This window comes from Trueperaceae bacterium, from assembly GCA_036381035.1.
In the GTDB taxonomy this organism is placed as follows: domain Bacteria; phylum Deinococcota; class Deinococci; order Deinococcales; family Trueperaceae; genus DASRWD01.
Genome location: DASVDQ010000073.1, coordinates 1 through 16,004, shown reverse-complemented (window position 1 = coordinate 16,004; position 16,004 = coordinate 1). Strand labels below are relative to the sequence as shown.

Here is a 16,004-nt window from a genome sequence, read left to right as displayed (position 1 = left end):
CAGTGCCCATCGCCACGGCACTTCCGGGCTCCTCCCGCGGGCTACACTGGGCCACTAGCGCCATGGAGCACCAGATCCGGAACTTCTCCATCATCGCGCACGTGGACCACGGCAAGTCGACGCTCGCCGACCGGATCCTCGAGCTGACCGAGAGCGTGCCGCCGCGCGAGCGCCGCGACCAGATGCTCGACACCCTCGAGCTGGAGCGCGAGCGCGGGATCACGATCAAGGCCACGCCGACGCGGGTCTTCTACACCGCCGACGACGGCAAGACCTACCTCTTCAACCTCATCGACACGCCCGGGCACGTCGACTTCAGCTACGAGGTCTCGCGCGCCCTGCGCGCCTGCGAGGGCGTGCTGCTCGTCGTCGACGCCTCCCAGGGCGTCGAGGCCCAGACGATACAGAACGCCTACCTGGCCATCGACAACGGCCTCGAGGTCCTGCCCGTCATCAACAAGATCGACCTCCCCGCCGCCGACGTCGAGCGCGCCAAGTCCGAGCTGGAGGAGGTCGTCGGCATACCGGCCGACCACGCGGTGCCGGTGTCGGCCAAGACGGGGGAGAACGTCAAGGCCGTCCTCGAGGGCATCGTCGCGCACCTGCCGCCGCCGCGCGGCGACGAGGACGGCCCGTTGCGGGCGCTGATCTTCGACGCCGTCTACGACGCCTACCAGGGCGTGATCGCGTTCATCAGGGTCTTCGACGGCAGCATCAGGAAGGGCGACGAGGTCATGGTGATGTCGACCGGCAAGGTCTTCGAGGTCGACAACGTCGGCGTCTTCAGCCCCCAGCCGACGGTCGGCGACGCGCTCGGGGTCGGCCACGTCGGCTGGTTCACGGCCGGCATCAAGGACATCGCCGACACCCAGATCGGCGACACCGTCACCTCGGCGGACCGACCCACGTCGGCGCCGGTGCCCGGGTTCAAGCCCGCCACGCCGGTCGTGTTCAGCGGCCTCTACCCGACCGACAACGATGACTACCCGCGGCTGCGCGAGGCGCTGGAGAAGCTCCGGCTCAACGACGCCGCCTTCAGCTTCGAGCCGGAGACGTCCGAGGCCCTCGGCTTCGGGTTCCGCTGCGGGTTCCTCGGCCTCCTGCACGCCGACATCGTCCAGGCGCGGCTGGAGCGCGAGTTCGACCTGGCGCTCATCGCCACGGCGCCCGCCGTCGTCTACCGCGTCAAGACCACCGACGGCAAGGAGGTCGAGGTGCAGAACCCGGCCGAGCTGCCCTCGCCCGACCGCACCGTCGAGATCGCCGAGCCGTGGGTCGACCTCTCCGTGTTCCTGCCCGAGGAGTACGTGGGCGCCGCCATGGGCCTGCTCCAGGAGAAGCGGGGCGAGATGAGGGACATGGTCTACCACGGGCGGCGCGTGGAGCTGCGCTACGCCGTCCCGTTCGGCGAGATCCTCTACGACTTCCACGACCGGCTGAAGTCGCTCTCGCGCGGCTACGCCTCGATGGACTACCGGTTCACCGACTACCGGCCGGGCGACCTCGTGAAGCTCGACGTGCTGGTCAACGAGGAGAGGGTCGACGCGCTCTCGGTGATCGTGCACCGCGACAAGGCGTACGAGGTGGGCCGCAGGGTCGTCGACCGCATGGCCGAGGTCATCCCGCGCCAGATGTTCGCGATCCCCGTGCAGGCGGCGATCGGCGGGAAGATCGTGGCACGGGCCACAGTGAAGCCCTTCCGCAAGGACGTGCTGGCCAAGTGCTACGGTGGCGACATCACGCGCAAGAAGAAGCTCCTGGAGAAGCAGAAGAAGGGGAAGGCCAGGATGAAGCAGCTCGGCACCGTCGAGGTCCCGCAAGAGGCGTTCCTGGCGGTCCTAGGCGCCGAGGAGTAGCGCTTGGCCGCGAGGGGGCAGACCACGCTCGGCGCCGCGCGACACGGCGCCGCGCCCGCCGGCTCCCGCGTCGCCACGGACGGCGAGAGGCGGACGCGCTCGCCGAGCCTGCGCACGCAGCTCGCGCTCGTCGTCGCGCTGCTCGCGCTCCTGCCCAGCCTGGTGATGGTCGTCGTCACCGTCTTCCCGGCCTACCGGCGCACCGGGGCGCTGTCCGCCGCGGACGTCGCCAGCGTCCTCGCCTGGCTGGCCGCCTTCGTCCTCATGGCCACGCTCGTCGGCTACGTCGTGTCTGGCCAGCTCCTCGGGCCGCTGCTGCGCCTCAACCGCGACCTCGGGCACATGAAGCTGGTCAGCGGCCAGCTCGCCGGCGAGAGGCTGGCGGTGCGGCCCGACGAGCCGCAGGAGGTGAGGGCGCTCGTCGCGTCGTTCAACGAGCTGCTCGACGAGGTCGCGCGCGAGCAGGGCAGGCGCGCGGCGTTCTCGGCGGCGCTGATGCACGACCTCAAGACCCCGCTGGTCGCCGCCGCGAACCTGCTGAGCGTCGTCAGGGACGAGGACGGGCTGGGGCGCGAGCAGCGCGTGGAGGTCATGCGCCGGACGGCCCTGGAGCTGCAGGCGCTCATCGAGCTGGTGCAGAAGATGGTCGACGCCCACCGCCTCGAGCGTCCCGAGGTCCCCCTGGCGCGCGAGGAGGTCGACCTCAGGGCGCTCATGGACCTCCTCGTCGACCGCCTCGCGCCCCTCGCCGAGGAGCGCGGCGTGAGGGTGGAGGTCACGGGCCAGGCGCGCGCGAACGTCGACAGGCGCGAGGTCGAGAGGGCGCTCTACAACCTCGTGTCGAACGCCGTGCGGTACGCGGCCAGCACGATCCGCATCGAGGTGTTCCCCGGCCTGGTGCGGATCGCCGACGACGGGCCTGGCCTCGGCGCGCCGCTCGACGAGCTGGCGCAGCCCTTCAACGACCAGGGCGTGAGCATCGCGGGCAAGCGCTACGCCGCCGGGGCAGGCGGGCTGGGCCTGTTCATCGCCAGGCGGGTCCTCGAGGCGCACGGCGGACGGCTCGTCGCCGAGTCGTCTGGCCCGCGCGGCACGGCCCTGCTGGCCTACCTGGGGCCGTCGTGAGGTGCTCTCGCCGCGGGCACGCCCGCCGGCGGCTCTGCGGGCGCGCGCCGACCGCGGTCCTCCCCGGGGCGCCGACGCGGTGCGCGCGGGGGAGGTGAGGGGATGGACGAAGGCAGCGGCGCCGGGCGCAAGGTCCGCGTCCTCGTCGTCGACGACCACCCGCTCTTCCGCCTGGGGCTGTCCCTGGCCCTGACGGCGGAGGGGTTCGAGGTCGTCGGCGAGGCCGGCGACGGCGAGCAGGCCGTGCAGCTGGCGCGGAGCGGGGGCGCGGATCTCGTCGTGATGGACGTGCGCATGCCCGGCAGCGACGGCATCGAGGCGTGCGCCCGCCTGACCGAGCGGCCAGACGGGCCCGTCGTCGTGATGCTGACCACGCACGACGAGCCGGGCGTCGTGAGCGCCGCCAGGAAGGCGGGCGCGCGGGCGTTCCTCTCGAAGGAGACGGCCCCGAAGGAGCTGGCGCGGATGCTGCGGCGCGTGGTCGAGGAGCCGGACCACGACTGGATGCCGCACGTGGCCGTGCCGGAACTGACGCCCCGCGAGGCCGAGGCGCTCGCGCTCCTGGGCCAGGGCTACAGCAACAAGGCCATCGCCAAGGCCATGGGCGTGAGCCCCGAGACGGTGAAGGACCACCTCGAGCGCGTGTTCACCAAGCTCGACGTGCGCGACAGGCTCACGGCCGTGAAGCGGGCCAACGAGCTCGGGCTGCTGCGGCGAGGCTAGGGCGCGCGGGAACGGCCGACCGCGCGAGCCGAACGCCGGCCGCGCGAGGCTGCCCGCTCGGGCGCGGAGCGCGGACCGCGCCGGGGGGCTGGGCGGCTGCCGAGCCGGACGCGGCAGCTACCGACGACCGCTCGGCCCGGGCCCGACGCCCGGCCGCCGGACGACCCTCGCCCGCCTAGCCTGGCGTCATGACGAGCCGCAGCGCCATCGGGCTCTCCCTGGCCGAGGTCCTCGTCGCCCTCGCCGTCCTCGGCCTCCTCGCCTCCTTGGGCGTCGCGGCGGCGCGTCCCTCGCCGGAAGGCCGGGCGGCTAGCGCGCTGCGGTCGCTGCTCCTGCAGGCGCGGGCCGAGGCGCTGTGGAGCGGTTCACCGGTGGCCGTCGTCGAGCTCCCGGGCGGCGGCGGCTTCGCCGCGCTGCGGTCCCGGCTGGGCGAGCCCGGATGCGAGGCTGGCGAGACGCTCGCCGCGGTGAGGCTGCGCGACTTCCCGCGGGTCGCGGTCGTCCAGGGTCTGTGGTCGGGCGGGCTGTACTGGCTGCCCACTGGTTCGGGTCGCGACTGCACGGGCGGCGGCGTGGTGAGCGGCACGGTCGTCCTGAGGGGACCGCGCGGCACCGCCTCGGTCGTCGTCTCCAGCCTGGGGCGCGTGCGCGTGGAGGCGGGACCGTGACGCGTGGCGGTGCGGTCAGGGCGTGGCCCGCGGCCGGCCTCGGGCTGGTGGAGGTGCTCGTCGCCCTCGGCGTCCTCGCCGTCGCGACGGCGGCCCTGCTCGCGCTGCAGGCCGCCGGCCTGCGAGCCACCCGCGCGGCGCTCGTCACGGAGCAGCTGGCCGCCGCGGCCGAGGCCGAGGCGCGCCTCAGGTCCGCCGTGGGTGGCGACGCCGGCGCCTGCCTCGTGGCGTCGCGCTGGGCAGTCGTGACGGCGTGCCGCGTCGAGACGCGCTGCCCGGACGCCGCCTGCCGCGTCCCGCTCTACGCGGTCACCGTGACCGCCGGGGACGGCCGCGAGCTCGCCGTCGTCGGGCCCGGGCCGCGCGAGGCGGTGCTCGCTGACGCGCCGCCCGCGGGAGGGGCGCCGTGAGCCGCGGGCACCCGGCCAGCCCACGGGCCAGCCCTGCGGGCCGCGGTGCGCGGGCCGGACGCGGGCGCCGGACCAGCGCGCGGGGCGAGCCGCCTGGCCACGTCGCGCGGGGCCGCCGCGGGCCCGCCCGCGGCCTCGCGTCCCCTGGCCTCTCGCTCGTCGAGGTCCTGATCGCGCTCGCCGTGGCGTCGCTGCTGCTCGCCGCCGTGACCGGCGTGCTGGGCTCGGCCAAGGCCGCCGGAGACGCCGAGGAGCGGGCCGCCGAGCCCCGGCGCGCCCTCGACCTGGCCGCCGAGCTGCTGGCCGAGGACGTCGGCCTGGCCGGCCACGCGCCGTTCGGCCTCGCCGGGGGTGCCGCCTCGCCGGGCCTCGTCGTGCGCTCCGCGCCCGCCGGACACGCCGTGAGCGTCGCGTTCGTCGACGACAGGCTCTCGGGCCCGGCCGCGGCGCGTCTCCTGACCTTCGAGGCCGGCGCCGACGCGCGGGGCGTCCCCCAGCTCTACCGCGCCAGCGGCGTGGGGAGCAGGCAGCCGCTCGTCGAGGGCGTGGCGGGGCTGGCGGTCGAGGCGGTGGTAGACGGCGCCGGCGCCCTGCGCGCACCCGCGCCGGGCGAGACCATCCCGGACGCGCGCGCCGTGGTGCTGCGCCTCACCGCCGCGGACGCCGAGGAGCGGGTCGCCGTGGTGCTGCTGGGCGCCAGGCCGACCGTCGAGGTGCGTCCGTGAGGTCGACTGGGCGGCCCGTGCCGGCTCGCGACCGCCGCGGCGGCTTCGTCCTCGTCGCCGTCCTGCTCGTCCTGCTGGTGGTCGGCGTCGTCGCCGTCGCCGCGAGCCTCGAGGCCGGCCTCGTCACCCTGGGGGCGCGTTCCGCCGCGGGGGCGGCGGTCGCGCGTTCGGCCGCGCGTGCGGCGCTCGTCCTGGCGCTCGACGAGGTCATGGCGTCCGCTGGCACCGACACCCTGCCCACGGAGTTCGGCCCCTGGGACGACGCGGGCGTGGCGGCCGTCGCCCGGCTCGCGGAGGTCGCCGGCACGGAGCCGCCTGCCTACAGGCTCACGGCGACGGCGGCTCATGGGCGCTCGCGGGCCGAGGGCAGCGCCGTGATCGTGCTCGAGCCGGAGCCGCTCGTCATCGAGTGGAGGGCGCCGTGACGGCCTTGACACCGCCACGGGGGATTGGGAGCATGTCCCGTGCCCATCGCGACCATGGAGCCGTCGAGCGACGCGGAGGACAGCGCCAGGCGCGAGGTGAGGGCGCTGCTGTGCGCGGCGCTCCTCGCGGCGGAGCGCCCGCTCTCGGCCAAGGAGCTCAAGGGCCTGCTGGGCGTGAGCGAGGAGGCCGTGGCGCGCGAGGTGATGTCGCTCCACGAGGTGCTGCAGGCCCAGGGGCTGGGCATCGAGGTGGAGCACGTGGCCGGCGGGTACCGCCTCGTCGTGGCGCCGCGGCTCGTGCCGGCCCTGGCCACGCTGCTGTCGCCGCCGCCCCTGCCGCCGCTGAGCTCCGCCGCCCTCGAGACGCTGGCGCTGATCGCCTACCACCAGCCCATCACGCGCGGGGAGCTGGAGGCCGCCCGCGGCGCGTCGTGCACGTCCACGCTCGAGACCCTGCGGGAGCGCGGCCTGATCAAGGTGGTGGGGCAGAAGGACGTGGTGGGCAAGCCGCTGCTCTACGGCACCACCGAGAGGTTCCTGCTCGACTTCGGGCTGTCCTCGCTCGAGGACCTCCCGCCCGTGGGCGAGACGCCGACGGGCTTCCTGCGCGGCTGACGCGGCCCGTGCCCGGGCCGCCCTTGGGCGGCTGAGGGGCGTGCCCGCGCAGCGTCGGTCGCCGGTGAGCCCGCCGGCGCGGCCGGCCGCGTCCTAGGCCCGTTCGACCAGGTAGCGCAGCGCCAGGGCGTAGCCGCTGACGCCGAGGCCCGTGATCGCGCCGACGCAGGCCCCTGCCGTGAGGCAGCGGTGGCGGAACTCCTCGCGCGCGTGCACGTTCGATATGTGCACCTCGACGACCGGCAGGTCGATCGCCGCGATCGCGTCGCGCAGCGCCACGCTCGTGTGGCTCAGGCCGCCCGGGTTCACGATCACGCCGCGCGCGCCCTCGTCCGCGGCGCCGTGGAGCCAGTCGATGAGCTGGCCCTCGTGGTTGGACTGGCGCACCTCCACCCGCGCGCCGAGCTGCGCGGCCAGGCGCTCGAGGTCGGCGCGCACGTCGTCCAGCGTCGTGCTGCCGTAGATGTGCGGCTCGCGCCGTCCGAGGAGGTCGAGGTTCGGGCCGTTGAGGACAAGGATCATCGCACCAGCTCCTCGAGCGCGCGCCAGGCCGACCGCAGCTCGTCCTCGCCGACGTCGTCCACCACCACGGGCCTTCCCGGCTCCGCGAGCAGCACGAACCGCAGGCGGCCGGCGCGGGCCTTCTTGTCGCGCCTCATGTAGGGTACCAGCGCCTCGAAGGGCAGGTCCGGCAGGGGATCGGGTCGCAGCCGCTCGACGATGCCGGCGAGGCGCTCGACCTGGTCGGTCAGCCCGCGCGCGCGGCCCAGGGCGGCGGCGTAGACGAGGCCGTAGAGCACCGCGTCCCCGTGGCCGAGCGCCAGGCCGGAGGCGGCCTCGAGCGCGTGGGCCAGCGTGTGGCCCAGGTTGAGGTGCGCCCTCACGCCGGCCTCGTGGGGGTCCGCGGCCACGACCCTGGCCTTCACCGCGGCGGCGCGCGCCACGACCTCGGCGAGCTCGTCGGGCGGCACCGCAGCGGCGCCCTCGCCGGCTGCCGCCGGCACCAGCAGGCGCTCCGCCTCGTCGACCAGGCCGGGGTCGCCGATGAGGCCGGTCTTCACGACCTCGGCGGTGCCCTGACGCAGCTCGCGCGGCGACAAGGTGGCGAGGGTCTGAACGTCGGCCAGCACGGCGCGCGGCTGCCAGAACGCCCCGACCAGGTTCTTGCCCTCGGGCAGGTCGATGCCCGTCTTGCCGCCTATCGCGGCGTCGACCATCGCCAGCAGGGAGGTCGGGAGCTGGTAGAGGGCCACGCCGCGCAGGTAGGTCGCCGCCGCGAGGCCGCCGAGGTCGCCGACGACGCCGCCGCCTAGCGCCAGGACGGCGCCGTCGCGACCCAGCCCCGCCGACGCCAGGGCGCGCAGGACGCGACCCAGCGTCGCGAGGTCCTTGCTGGCCTCGCCGGGCGGGAAGGTCACGGCGGCGACGCGCTTGCCGCCGGCCTCGAGCCGCTCGGCCAGCCGGCGCCCGTGGAGCGCCCACACGGCGTCGTCGCTGACGACGGCCACGGTGGCCTCGGCCACGCGCGTCGCGACCTCGCCCAGCAGGCCCGGGCCGACGACGACGTCGTAAGGAGGGGAGAGGGCGACGGTGACGGTGCGGCGCCGTCCCGCGGAGACGGCGTCGGCGTCGCCCGTGGCGCGCCCGCTCACGCCTCGCCCCGCGCGCCGCTCTCCCCGGCCCAGCGCTTGAGGCGCTCCACGATCTCCTCGACGACCTCGGCGGAGGCGCGTCCGTCGGTGGAGACCTTGAACGTCGCGACCTCGTCGTAGGCGGCCTGCCGGCTCGCCATCAGGGTCCCGATGCGCTCGAGGGGGTCGCCGACCTCGAGCATCGGCCGGCGGTGGCGCCGCGTGCGCTTGTAGACGGTCTCGGGGCTGGCGGTGAGCACGACGACGGGCCCGCGGGCCTTCAGCAGCGCCCTGTTCTCCGGGCGCACGACCGTGCCGCCGCCGGTGGAGACGACGACCTCGTCGAGCCTCACGCAGCGCTTGACGACCTCGGTCTCGTAGTCGCGGAACACCTCCTCGCCGTAGAGCTCGAAGATGTCGGTGATGCGCATGGCGCTCACGCGCTCGATGACCCGGTCCGTGTCGACGAAGGTCAGCTGCAGCCTCCGCGACAGCTCCCAGCCGATGCGGCTCTTGCCCGTCCCCATGAAGCCGGCCATGGCGAGCCAGGTCACGACCCGCTCCGGCGGGAGGTGCCGCCTGGCGGAGGGCCCGGCCATCAGTAGGCCGCGGCGTACTCGCGGTGGGAGGAGACGCGCTCCTGGAGCTCGCGCACGGTGTCGCCACCGAACTTCTCCAGCAGGGCGTCGGCCAGGACCAGGGCGGCCATCGCCAGCACGACGATCGAGGCGGCCGGCACGGCCGTCACGTCGGAGCGCTCCCGCGCGGCGTCGGCCGCGGCGTGGCTGACGACGTCGACGGTCGGCAGGGGACGCATGAGGGTGGCGATGGGCTTCATGGCCGCCCGCACGACCACGTCCTCGCCGTTCGTGACCCCTCCCTCGAGGCCGCCGGCGCGGTTCGTCTCCCGCACGTAGCGGCCGTCCCGGCGGCCCACGACCGCGTCGTGAACCTCGCTGCCCGGCAGCGTCGCCCCTCGCCAGCCGTCGCCGATCTCGCAGGCCTTCATGGCGTGGACGCTCATCACGGCCTGGGCGAGGCGCCCGTCGAGCTTCCGGTCCCACTGCGTGTACGACCCCAGGCCCACCGGCACGCCCCTGAACCTGGCCTCGACGACGCCGCCCAGCGTGTCGCCGGCCTCCTTGGCGGCGTCGATGCGGGCCATGATCTCCTCCTCGGCGGCGCGGTCGAACGTGCGCAGGGGGCTCTCGTCGAGCTCGGGCACCCGCGACCAGTCCATGCCGCCGTCGCAGGGGATGCCGCCGAGGCTCACGACCCGGGCGCACGCCTGCACGCCGGCCGCCTCGAGCAACCGGAGCGCCACCGCCCCGGCCGCCACCCGGCTGGCCGTCTCGCGCGCCGAGGCGCGCTCGAGCACGTCGCGGAGGTCCTTGTGGCCGTACTTGATGCCGCCGGCGAGGTCGGCGTGGCCCGGCCGCGGCTCGGTGAGCGCCCGCTTGCGCGGCTCCCCGCCCGGCAGCGGGTCCATGACCTCGCGCCAGTTGGCGTTGTCGCGGTTCGCGATCGCGATCGCGATGGGGGCACCCGTGGTCCGTCCCGCGCGCACGCCGCCCAGCAGCGTCGCGGCGTCCGACTCGATGACCATGCGCTGGCCGCGTCCGTAGCCGCCCTGGCGGCGCCTGAGCCACGGGTCGATGTGCTCGCTGGCGACGAGCTCGAGGCCGGCGGGCACGCCGTCGACGACCACGGTGAGGGAGGGGCCGTGAGACTCTCCGGCGGAGAGGAACCTCAGCATCCTGGCAGCGTAGCACGGCCCAGAGTTGCGTCGGAGACGGCTAATAGAGACCCCGCCCGGCGGAGAGCCGGGCGGGGCGCTGGACCTCAGGGGCGTGCCGCTCGTGCGGCCGTGGGCTCACTCGATGACGTCGGCGGTGACGATCAGGAGCAGCTCGCCGGAGGTCTCCTCGGTGCTGGTGGTGCCGAACAGCTCGCCGATCACGGGGATGGCCCCGAGGACGGGCAGGCGGTCCTTCGAGATCACGATCTCGTCCTGCAGCAGGCCGCCGAGGAGGACCGTCTGGCCCGGCTCGAGCGTGACGGTCGTGGAGACGCGCCGCGTGGAGGTGTGCAGCACGACGTCCGGGGTGGGGGGCGGCAGGAGGTCGGAGATCTCGGCGTTGACCTCGATGGTGATGCGCCCGTCGGCGCCGATCAGCGGCGTCAGCGTGAGCTGCACGCCGTACTCGACCTCCTCGAGGACGGCCTCGCCGGCCGCGTTGGGGAGGAGGATGCGCGCGTTGCCGCCCGAGATGAGCGTGCCGGTCTGCTTGTCGAGCAGCGTGAGGTTCGCGTCGTCGACGCGCCGCGACAGGCCCTGCGACTCGAGCGCGTCGAGGACGGCCATGATGTTGAAGCTAGAGACGGCGGAGGCCATGTCGAAGATGAACGACAGGCCGGTGTCGAGCAGGCTCGCCTGCATCTGCCCGAAGGCGCCGCTGAAGTCGAGGCCGAAGTCCTGGGCGAACGAGCGCGTGACCTCCTGGATGCGCACCTGGATGTTCACCTGGCGCTGCGGGCGGTCGAGCTCGGGGATGAGCTGCGCGAGGCGCGCCTGCACGTTGGCCGGGCCGGTGACGATGAGGCTGTTCGTGCGCGGCTCGGCGACGACCGAGAAGTCCTCGAGGCGGGAGGCCTGGCCCTCGGCGCCGCCGGAGACGAGCAGGCCCGTCTGCTGGAGCACGTTGGCGAGCTGGGTGGCGTCGGCGTTGGAGAGGAAGTAGGTGCGCTGCTCCATCGCCACCTGCTCGGGCGCCCTGTCGAACTGGTCGAGCATCGTCACGACCTGGTCGTGCTGGGCAGCCGTGCCCGTGACGACGATCGTGTTGCCGGGGAGAGCCTCCACCTGCAGGCCGGGGAGGACGCGCCTCAGGACGTCCACGACCTGCTGGGCGTCGGTGTTCACCCGGTAGAAGCGCTGCTCGACGGGCTCGTCGGCCGGCGCGGCAGCGGCCTCGGCGACCGGCTCGCCCGCGCGCAGGCGCGCTACGGACTCCGGCGTGCCCACGACGACGAGGTCGTTCTCGAGCAGCACGTAGTCGAGGTCGTTGAGGGTGAGGACGAGGTCCCACACCTGCCGGAACGGCTTCGGGTCGCCGATGTCGTAGACGATCACCTTGTCGGGCACGTCGTCGACGACGGCGGTGAGGCCGATGGAGCGGGCCAGGCCCAGGACCATCGCGCGCAGCGACTCGCCCGAAGCGCTCGTCACGAACTCGACCGGTTGGTCGAACCTCGGGTCGTCGGGCAGCGGCGCGATGTCCCGCTGAGCCGTGGCCGCCCCGAGCAGGGCGAGGAGGGTGAGGAGTGTGAGGGTTCGCTTCATGATCACCGCCTGAGGTCCAGCGAGAGGGTCTGGGTCCTGTCTCCCTGCGTGAAGCGGGCCTCGTAGCCCCGCAGGTCGGAGAGGATGATGTCGGTGTCCGGCAGCGCCTGTCCCAGCGTCAGGACGACCGGCGCCGCGTAGACCGAGGAGCGGAAGACGCCGACGCTGAGCGGACCGAGCACCGTGCCCGTGAAGCGCACGTCGTTGTCGCGCAGGTAGCGGCTGAGCGGGTCGGCGCCCACGACGAGCGGCAGGGCGTTGGACGGGTTGGCGTCGGCGCGCGCCTCCTCCGACCTGCCGGGCCCGAGCGGGTCGGGCACCGCGGCGGCCGCGGCCTGCGGCGCCACGTCGACGGGCGCGACCTGCACCGCGGCGTCCTCGCCTGGCTCGCGTATGGCTGCCAGCTCGCCGAGGTCGGGCGCGGGGGCCTCCGCCTCGGCCGGCTGAGCCCCACCGGGCCCGAGCGGCTCCGGACCGCCCTCGTCGGTGGGCTCCCGCAGGGCGGCGAGCTCGCCGACGTCGGGCGCCTCCGGCTCGACGACGGTCGGCTGGCTGCGGGCGTCGCGCAGGATCTGCGGCGTCGAGGGGAGCACGCCGCCGGGCAGCGCCCGCGGGAGGTCTGCAGCCACGGGACCGGCCGGTGCGACCGTGCGCGGCGCCGGCGCCCTGACCGGCTCGGCCGGAGCGCGCGGCGCGGCCTGCGTCACCGGCTGCCTGGGGGGCGGCGCCTCGGCGACGACCTCCACCACCGGCGTGGACGCGGGCGGCTGGGCCGCCACCTCCTGCCGCGGGGCGGCCGGAGCCTGCACCACGACGGGGGAGAACGGGTTGATCGTCGCCCGCTGCGTGGCCTGCGGGCGCGATGCGCCCTCGCCCTCCGCCGCGGCCTGTTCGGCGCCGCCCTCGGGCGGCCCCAGGACGAGGAAGGGCAGCTCGTCGATCACGAGCTCGCGGGTCACCACCTGGGCGCCCTCGGCCACGACGACGGGCGGCGCCAGCGGCGCGGCGCCCTCCTGGCCCTCGCCGGCGGCGGCCTGAGCGCCTTCCGCGCCCGCCTGGCCGGCCTGGCCCCCGGCCGACGCCTCGGCGCCCGCGGGCCCGGCCGGGGCCTGACCCGCGGCGGCACCCGGCGCGGCGGCGCCCGGCGGGGCGGCGGCGCCGTTCGGGACGCTTATGGGGGCGGGCTCGCCGGCGGCCTGCGTCGGCTCAGCGGTCCTGGTCTGGTTGAAGAGGTTGACCCACACGAAGGCCGCCGCCGCGATCAGGAGGGCGGCGATGAGGAAGCGGGCCGTCCTGGAAAGTCGCATCTACTCCAGCTCCCCTGGGTCGTCGCCCGTGTAGACGTAGACGGTGAAGTCGTAGGACGCGTTGAGCAGCGGGTCGGTCGAGGTGTTGTCCTCCAGCGCCAGCGAGACCCTGCCGATCTTCGTGAAGCGCTGCAGGCCCTCGAGGCCGGCGAGGAACTGCATCGTGTCGCCGTAGGTGCCCTGCGTCTGCACGCTGAAGCCTATCGGGCGCACGTCCTGGATCTGCTCGTTGGCGGAGCCCTGGCTCAGGCTCTGGACGGTCACGTCGGCGTCGGCCGCGGACACCCTGAGCTGGTCGATGAGGCCGGAGATGTCGCTCTCGCGCGGCAGCTCGGAGAGGAACACGCGGCGGTCCTCCTCGAGCTGCGCCACGGCGAGGCGGAGGTCAGGCAGGTTGCGCCTGGCGTCCTCGCCGCGCCTGATCTCGATGTCCAGCTGGGCGATGTCGGTCTCGAGCTGCGTGATCCGGTCCTGCGTGGGCCGGTACATGTAGAAGTACCAGAGGGCCCCCGCGACCAGCGACAGGACGATGGTGATGATCGCGATGTCGCGCTGACGCAGCTTGCTGAAGCTGAAGTTGCCGAGCCTCACCGCTGGCCCCCAGAGGCGGCGTCCTCGGCGATGGCGCCCACAGTGAGCGAGTAGTCGTAGAGGTCCGTGTCGGCCTGGCGCTGGGCGTTCTGGAACGCGACGCCGTAGTCGGTCGAGTTCTCCAGGGCGCGGATGAACTGGGCGAGCACCTCGGTGGAGACCACCGTGCCGCTGATGTTCATCTCGGCGACGATCGGTCTTCCCTCGTAGCGGTTGGGGTCGGCCCGCGGCGGGACCACCGCCGACATGCTCAGTTGCCTGAAGTCGATGTTCGGCCGGCCCGACGCCCCCTGCGCGGGCAGGGTCTCGAGCAGCCCGGCGATCTCACCGGTCCACACGATGCGGTTCTCGCGGACCGAGCGCGCGACGGCGATCAGCTCGTTGAGCTCCCGCTGACGCGCCAGCAGGTCCCGCTGCTCGCGCAGGAAGGGCTGGAGCAGCGCGAGCTGGTCCTCGCGGGCCAGCTTCTCCCGCTGGAGGTTCGCCTCGGTGGTGCTGGCGAAGTACTGCAGCAGTGCCGCCACGCCGAGCACGAGCAGCGGGAAGACGACGATCAGCAGCCGCCAGTACCCGGGCTCGCGAACCCGCCTGAGGTTCTTGGGGAGGAGGTTGATGTTGATCATCGACGATCTCCCCTAGGGCGAGCCGCGAACCCGCCGCCGCTTGTGTGGTGCTTGGGGAGGACGTTGGTCATCGGTCACCGCCCCCACGGCGCTCTGCGCCCGGCTGCGTGGTCTCGGGGAGTAGCTCCAGGTCAGTCAACGCCCGCCACCCCCCGCAGCGCCAGTCCGAGAGGCACCGCGAACTCGGACGCGACCTTCTTCAGGTACTGCGTGTCGAAGCGGTTCTCGTCCACGTTGATGGTCAGCCACGGGTCCCCGAGCTCGACGCGGAAGCCGAGCGCGTCGCCGATGGCCTCGGGCAGCCCGCGCAGCTTGGCGCCGCCGCCCGTGACGAGCATGCGGCTGATGTTCGCGTCGCCGCTCTGGACGCGGAAGAACTCGAGCGAGCGCCTGATCTCCGTCGTCAGCTCGACGAGCACCGGGCGCAGCGCCTCGTAGACGCGTCCGGGGGAGAACTGCTCGCGCTTGGCGTCGAAGTTGAGGAGGTCCTCCTCGTCCTCGGTGGGGATCGTAGCGGTGCCGTACTCGATCTTGACCTCCTCGGCGCTGTCGAAGTCCAGCCCGAAGGCGCGCTGGATCGCGGCCGTGAAGTCGTCGCCCGAGACGTTGATGTTGCGGTTCATCAGCACGCGCTGGCCCCGCACGAGCGTGACCGTCGAGGTGCTGGCGGCGATCTCGAGGACCACGCCGATCTCGTTGGCCTCCGTGTAGAGGTCGCCGGCCAGCGTCGTCCGCGTGAGGTGCTCGCCGAGCAGCGAGCCCTTCAGGGAGCGGAGGAGCGAGAACGGCTTGACGTCTATGACGTAGGGCTCGAGGCCCGCCTGCTTCAGGTACTCGACCTGCTGCGTGACCTCGTCGAGCCGCGCCGCGGCGATCACGACCTCGAGCTGGCCGCCCTCCTCGACGTCCTCGGGGTTGTCGAGGACGAAGTAGTCGAGCATGACCTCGTCGATGGGGAAGGGGATGTAGCGCTCCGCCTCCCACTTGATGGCCTCGTCGAGCTCCTGGACCGTCATGCGCGGCACGTGGATGTTCCTCGTGATCGCCTGGCGGTTGCTCACCGCGGTGACCGTGAAACGCCGGCTGATGCCGGCGTCGTGGAACAGGGCCTTGATCTCCTCGGCCAAGCCCTGGGCGTCGGTCACCTGGTCGTCCTGGATGAGGCCGGGCGGCATCGGCCGCAACGCCAGCGCGCTCAGCGAGGGCGGGGTGCCTGGTCGCAGCTCCACCACCTTCAGCGCGCTCGTCCCGACCTCGAGACCGACGGCCTCGATCCTGGGACTCAGCCAGCGCGACAAGCGCTCGCGCAATGAGGACATAGGCGTCTCCTCCTCGTAAACCGGGAGGACTCTATCACGCAGTACTCATCTTCCCGCGTGAAAAATACCCACGCAGTCGGGCCTTCTCATGATGCCGGCGCTTCGGTGAGAGCGCAGTAGACCGGTCGGTCTAGCCGGTCCGGTGTTCTTGGTTCATGACGCCCGCTGGGCCCCGTGCCGGGTCGAGGCCGATGGCTCCCGCGCCGGGCAGAGGCGTCGGACGGCGCCGGAACGGCCCGCGTGCGCCCTGTCGCCGTGCCAGGCCGCGCTACCCCGTCCGCGCCAGGTCGTTGAACCGCACGTGCGAGTTGTGGAACTGGACCTCGAGCGAGCCGGTGGGCCCGTTGCGCTGCTTGCCGATGATGATCTCGGCGATGCCGTGCTTCTCGGAGTGCGGGTCGTAGTACTCGTCGCGGTAGATGAACATCACGAGGTCCGCGTCCTGCTCGATCGAGTTGTGCACGACGATGTCGTTCGCCACGAAGTTGTGCAGCCCCGGGACGGTGAGATCGAAGACCTCCTCGACGCCGTCCGGCTCGATCGACGAGATCTCGTCCCAGTAGATCTCGCTCTCGGCCAGGACCCGCAGCTCCTCGCACGAGACCGCATCGGCTACGCGCGCCGCGCGCTCACGGCCCATCGC

At 73.6% G+C, this 16,004-nt stretch carries 18 protein-coding genes; 8 read left to right on the top strand and 10 right to left on the bottom strand.

Annotated features, from left to right (window positions below; translation table 11 throughout):
- The first annotated feature begins 62 nt into the window (after positions 1-62).
- The 8 genes from lepA to scpB all read left to right on the top strand — a co-directional run bounded on the left by lepA (position 63) and on the right by scpB (position 6,547).
- Entirely contained in the window at positions 63-1,856 is a 1,794-nt protein-coding gene (gene lepA, locus VF202_08725; protein ID HEX7040181.1) for a translation elongation factor 4, read from the top strand.
- Positions 1,857-1,859: 3 nt separating this feature from the next.
- Positions 1,860-2,981 carry an ATP-binding protein gene (locus VF202_08720; GenBank protein HEX7040180.1) on the top strand — a complete coding sequence of 374 codons (1,122 nt, stop codon included), beginning with the start codon at positions 1,860-1,862 and terminating at the stop codon, positions 2,979-2,981.
- 102 nt (positions 2,982-3,083) lie between these two features.
- Positions 3,084-3,704 (top strand): response regulator transcription factor, encoded by a 621-nt coding sequence (locus tag VF202_08715; GenBank protein ID HEX7040179.1) that lies wholly within the window; start codon positions 3,084-3,086, stop codon positions 3,702-3,704.
- 188 nt (positions 3,705-3,892) lie between these two features.
- Entirely contained in the window at positions 3,893-4,372 is a 480-nt protein-coding gene (locus tag VF202_08710; GenBank protein ID HEX7040178.1) for a GspH/FimT family pseudopilin, read from the top strand.
- Positions 4,369-4,782 carry a hypothetical protein gene (locus tag VF202_08705; protein HEX7040177.1) on the top strand — a complete coding sequence of 138 codons (414 nt, stop codon included), beginning with the start codon at positions 4,369-4,371 and terminating at the stop codon, positions 4,780-4,782. Before VF202_08710 ends, VF202_08705 begins: the two co-directional genes overlap by 4 nt.
- Positions 4,779-5,507: a prepilin-type N-terminal cleavage/methylation domain-containing protein gene (locus tag VF202_08700; GenBank protein HEX7040176.1), complete on the top strand. Its 729-nt coding sequence runs from the start codon at positions 4,779-4,781 to the stop codon at positions 5,505-5,507. The genes VF202_08705 and VF202_08700 overlap by 4 nt, the downstream gene beginning before the upstream one ends.
- A 17-nt stretch (positions 5,508-5,524) precedes the next feature.
- Complete coding sequence (locus tag VF202_08695; protein ID HEX7040175.1) at positions 5,525-5,932, top strand: hypothetical protein; 408 nt, start codon at positions 5,525-5,527, stop codon at positions 5,930-5,932.
- 39 nt (positions 5,933-5,971) lie between these two features.
- A complete protein-coding gene (gene scpB / locus VF202_08690; protein ID HEX7040174.1) occupies positions 5,972-6,547 on the top strand; it encodes an SMC-Scp complex subunit ScpB in 576 nt (191 codons plus the stop codon).
- A gap of 93 nt (positions 6,548-6,640) precedes the next feature.
- Here scpB and aroQ read toward each other — a convergent pair whose 3' ends face one another.
- The 10 genes from aroQ to VF202_08640 all read right to left on the bottom strand — a co-directional run.
- Positions 6,641-7,069: a type II 3-dehydroquinate dehydratase gene (gene aroQ, locus VF202_08685; GenBank protein ID HEX7040173.1), complete on the bottom strand. Its 429-nt coding sequence runs from the start codon at positions 7,067-7,069 to the stop codon at positions 6,641-6,643.
- Complete coding sequence (gene aroB, locus VF202_08680; protein HEX7040172.1) at positions 7,066-8,199, bottom strand: 3-dehydroquinate synthase; 1,134 nt, start codon at positions 8,197-8,199, stop codon at positions 7,066-7,068. Before aroB ends, aroQ begins: the two co-directional genes overlap by 4 nt.
- Positions 8,196-8,777: a shikimate kinase gene (locus tag VF202_08675; GenBank protein HEX7040171.1), complete on the bottom strand. Its 582-nt coding sequence runs from the start codon at positions 8,775-8,777 to the stop codon at positions 8,196-8,198. Before VF202_08675 ends, aroB begins: the two co-directional genes overlap by 4 nt.
- Positions 8,777-9,934 (bottom strand): chorismate synthase, encoded by a 1,158-nt coding sequence (aroC, locus tag VF202_08670; protein ID HEX7040170.1) that lies wholly within the window; start codon positions 9,932-9,934, stop codon positions 8,777-8,779. The genes VF202_08675 and aroC overlap by 1 nt, the downstream gene beginning before the upstream one ends.
- A 117-nt stretch (positions 9,935-10,051) precedes the next feature.
- Positions 10,052-11,521 (bottom strand): secretin N-terminal domain-containing protein, encoded by a 1,470-nt coding sequence (locus VF202_08665; GenBank protein HEX7040169.1) that lies wholly within the window; start codon positions 11,519-11,521, stop codon positions 10,052-10,054.
- Between the two features lie 2 nt (positions 11,522-11,523).
- Positions 11,524-12,828, bottom strand: coding sequence for a hypothetical protein (locus tag VF202_08660; protein ID HEX7040168.1), 1,305 nt, complete (start codon positions 12,826-12,828; stop codon positions 11,524-11,526).
- Positions 12,829-13,419, bottom strand: a complete 591-nt coding sequence (pilO, locus tag VF202_08655; protein ID HEX7040167.1) for a type 4a pilus biogenesis protein PilO — start codon at positions 13,417-13,419, stop codon at positions 12,829-12,831.
- The gene (locus VF202_08650; protein ID HEX7040166.1) at positions 13,416-14,042 is read right to left on the bottom strand and encodes a hypothetical protein; all 627 of its coding nucleotides are present in this window, start codon (positions 14,040-14,042) and stop codon (positions 13,416-13,418) included. The genes pilO and VF202_08650 overlap by 4 nt, the downstream gene beginning before the upstream one ends.
- Before the next feature lie 131 nt (positions 14,043-14,173).
- Entirely contained in the window at positions 14,174-15,361 is a 1,188-nt protein-coding gene (pilM, locus tag VF202_08645; GenBank protein HEX7040165.1) for a type IV pilus assembly protein PilM, read from the bottom strand.
- A gap of 268 nt (positions 15,362-15,629) precedes the next feature.
- A partial coding sequence (locus VF202_08640; protein ID HEX7040164.1) for a DnaB-like helicase C-terminal domain-containing protein occupies positions 15,630-16,004 on the bottom strand: 375 nt, incomplete at its 5' end.